This is a genomic window from Streptomyces hirsutus (assembly GCF_001418415.1).
GTDB classification, from domain to species: domain Bacteria; phylum Actinomycetota; class Actinomycetes; order Streptomycetales; family Streptomycetaceae; genus Streptomyces; species Streptomyces hirsutus.
Genome location: NZ_LIQT01000069.1, coordinates 1 through 2,766, shown reverse-complemented (window position 1 = coordinate 2,766; position 2,766 = coordinate 1). Strand labels below are relative to the sequence as shown.

Here is a 2,766-nt window from a genome sequence, read left to right as displayed (position 1 = left end):
CTCCTCCGCTCCCCGTACTGCTGTCACCTTCCCCTCGACGGCACCGCCTCCCGCCTCGTCCGTCCCTATCTCACCGCCCATGAGCAGGAGCAGGTGTTTCGGCGGCACCGTCGCCGGATCGTCGTACTCGCCTCCGGCTTCGGTGCCGACCTCGACCTCGGCCAGTGCACCGTCGGCGCGAGGAAGGTGGCCGCGTGATGAACTCGCTCACCGCGCTCCGGCTGCTGCCCTGGCTGTCGGCGGAAGGCAAGCCCTGCTTCCTCGTCCCCGGTGAGGACGGGGGGATCGTGTCCCGGCTCGCCGACGCGACGGAGACCCGGCAGCTCGCGGACGGGCTGGACGTTCTCCGCTCCGCCCGCCGGGTGCTGGACGACCCCCTGACCCCGAACGTCGAGGTCCGCTACGCGGCGCTCCGCCTGACCGAGTGCCTGGCCGATGTCCTGAGGGTGGCTGAGTCCCGCGGCCGACGCCTCCTCTCCATGGCGGAAGACGGCGCTGGTGGCCTGGACGCGGAGTCCGATTCCGTGTCCGTTCCGGAGGCCGGTCCCTGACCGGCGCCACCACCGTTTCGTCGGCGGCCCCGCCCTGCCAGGCCGGCAGGGCGGCTCATTTCCGTTCCGGCCGGCTTCTCCGGGTGGGGGTCTACAGGGCCTTCGCGTAGCAGCGGCTGTTGTCGTGGAAGCGGTAGTAGCCGAACTTCTCGCAGGGCTCGTAGCCGCTGGAGGTGTACAGGGCGATGGCTTCCGGCTGCTCGGTGCCGGTTTCCAGGACCATGCGCAGGCGGCCGGCCGCGCGGGCGTTGTCCTCCAGGGCGGCCAGGATGCGGCGGGCCAGGCCCCGGCCGCGCATCTGTTCGATCACGTACATCCGCTTCAGTTCCGCGTCCCCGTCGCGGTTGCCCTCGCCGTTGGCGTTCTGGACGCGCCAGCCGCCGGAGGCGGCGGGGGTGTCGTTCTCGTCGTAGGCGATCAGGTAGATGCCGTTCGGCGGCCGGAAGTCGGCGGGGTCCATGGGGGTGGCGTCGCCGCCGTCGCCGTAGCGGATGTCGTACTCGGCCTGGACTTCGTCGTTCAGCTTGACGGCGTCGGGGTGGTCGTAGGAGACGTGGCGGATATTCATGCGCAGTAAGGTATATCAATCCGGGAAGGGTGGAGGATCCGTTTTCGGACCCCGTCCAGTGTGCCGGTATCGTGCCCGGATGCTCACTGTGACCTCCGTCAACGTCAATGGACTCCGTGCCGCCGCGAAGAAGGGCTTCGTGGAGTGGCTGGAGCAGACCTCCGCCGATGCGGTGTGCCTGCAGGAGGTGCGCGCGGAGCCGCAGCAACTGCCCGAGTCGGTCCGGGAGCCCGAGGGGTGGCATGTGGTGCACGCGCCCGCCGCCGCCAAGGGGCGCGCGGGTGTCTCCCTCTACACGCGGCGTGCACCCGATCGCGTCCAGGTCGGGTTCGGGTCGGCCGAGTTCGACGGCAGCGGGCGGTACGTGGAGGCGGACCTGCCCGGGGTCACCGTCGCGTCCCTGTACCTGCCCTCCGGCGAGGTCGGGACCGAGCGGCAGGACGAGAAGATCCGCTTCATGGGGGAGTTCCTCCCGTACCTGAAGGGCCTGCGGGAGCGGGCCGCCGCCGACGGCCGCGAGGTCGTGGTGTGCGGGGACTGGAACATCGCGCACGAGCAGGCCGACCTGAAGAACTGGCGCGGCAACACCAAGAACTCCGGGTTCCTCCCCGAGGAGCGGGAGTGGCTGGGGCGAGTCCTCGACCCGGCCGACGGCGGGTACGTGGACGTCGTCCGGGCGCTGCATCCGGAGGTCGAGGGGCCCTACTCGTGGTGGTCGTACCGGGGGCGGGCTTTCGACAATGACGCGGGTTGGCGGATCGACTACCACATGGCGTCCCCCGGGCTCGCCGCCCGCGCGGTCAAGGCGTACGTCGAGCGGGCCGCCACCCATGCCGAGCGCTGGTCGGACCATGCTCCGGTGACGGTGGTCTACGACCGCTAGCACTCTTCAGACCTGTTTGTGCAGGCGGCGGTCCATCGCCAGGGAGAGTTCCGCGTCGACCACGCTGCGGGCCAGGGGGCGCAGGCGGTGGACGGCCTCCTCGGGGGCGTGGCGCAGGATCAGCCCGGCGAAGAGGTCGGCCATGGCCTCGGTGTGGGTGCGGACCTCCCGGCCCGCGCGCAGCACCTCCGCGAGCGGGATGCCCTCGCGGACCAGGGCGGACGAGACGTCCAGCAGGCGGCGGCTGATGTGGACGATCTCCTCGCCGTCCGTGCCGAGGTAGCCGAGGTCCATCGCGGCGGCGAGGTTCTCCGGGGTGACCTCGCCGGCGAAGTGGTCGGCGAGCTCCTCGGGGGTGAGGCGGACGGGGGTTTCCTCGGTGGGGGTGCCCACACCGAGGAGCTCCCCGACGTCGCGGCCGTGGTCGAAGGCCTCGGCCAGTTCCGCTATGCCGTTCAGGGTGTGGCCGCGTTCCAGCAGTGCCGTGATCGTGTTCAACCGGGCCAGGTGATGGTCGTCGTACCACGCTATGCGGCCTTCGCGGCGAGGTGGCGATATCAGCTTGCGCTCGCGGTAGAAGCGCAGCGTGCGCACCGTGATGCCGGCCAGGCGGGCCAGCTCCTCCATGCGGTACTCGCGCCGCTCGCCTCTGGGTCCTGCTTCCTCTGCCACGTCAGCAGCCTAGGGCGTACCAGCGGTAACTTTCCTTGCGTGCCCCCTACCCCTCAGTAGGCGACTGCCCTACTCTCCCCATTGCGCCAGTG

The 2,766-nt window shown here is 70.7% G+C and carries 4 protein-coding genes and 1 pseudogene; 3 read left to right on the top strand and 2 right to left on the bottom strand.

Features of this window, described 5'->3' with window-relative positions; genetic code table 11:
* Together AOK11_RS06235 and AOK11_RS06230 are read left to right on the top strand one after the other, a co-directional pair.
* A pseudogene (locus tag AOK11_RS06235) lies at window positions 1-198 on the top strand (hypothetical protein); the annotation flags it as partial.
* Window positions 198-551 (top strand): hypothetical protein, encoded by a 354-nt coding sequence (locus tag AOK11_RS06230; protein ID WP_055592628.1) that lies wholly within the window; start codon window positions 198-200, stop codon window positions 549-551. The pseudogene AOK11_RS06235 and the gene AOK11_RS06230, both read left to right, overlap by 1 nt.
* Window positions 552-642: 91 nt before the next feature.
* Here AOK11_RS06230 and AOK11_RS06225 read toward each other — a convergent pair whose 3' ends face one another.
* Entirely contained in the window at window positions 643-1,119 is a 477-nt protein-coding gene (locus tag AOK11_RS06225) for a GNAT family N-acetyltransferase (RefSeq protein WP_055592627.1), read from the bottom strand.
* A 79-nt stretch (window positions 1,120-1,198) separates the two neighbouring features.
* On the opposite strand from AOK11_RS06225, the gene AOK11_RS06220 reads away from it, so the two are divergent.
* Window positions 1,199-2,002 carry an exodeoxyribonuclease III gene (locus tag AOK11_RS06220; protein WP_055592626.1) on the top strand — a complete coding sequence of 268 codons (804 nt, stop codon included), beginning with the start codon at window positions 1,199-1,201 and terminating at the stop codon, window positions 2,000-2,002.
* 6 nt (window positions 2,003-2,008) lie between these two features.
* Here AOK11_RS06220 and AOK11_RS06215 read toward each other — a convergent pair whose 3' ends face one another.
* Complete coding sequence (locus tag AOK11_RS06215) at window positions 2,009-2,629, bottom strand: MerR family transcriptional regulator (protein WP_055592625.1); 621 nt, start codon at window positions 2,627-2,629, stop codon at window positions 2,009-2,011.
* Window positions 2,630-2,766 lie beyond the last annotated feature (137 nt).

Bases quoted from the DNA above. Each gene is read 5' to 3' on its own strand.
- AOK11_RS06230 (WP_055592628.1), top strand. From the start codon at position 198: ATGAACTCGCTCACCGCGCTCCGGCTGCTGCCCTGGCTGTCGGCGGAA.
- AOK11_RS06225 (WP_055592627.1), bottom strand. From the start codon at position 1,119: ATGAATATCCGCCACGTCTCCTACGACCACCCCGACGCCGTCAAGCTG.
- AOK11_RS06220 (WP_055592626.1), top strand. From the start codon at position 1,199: ATGCTCACTGTGACCTCCGTCAACGTCAATGGACTCCGTGCCGCCGCG.
- AOK11_RS06215 (WP_055592625.1), bottom strand. From the start codon at position 2,629: ATGGAGGAGCTGGCCCGCCTGGCCGGCATCACGGTGCGCACGCTGCGC.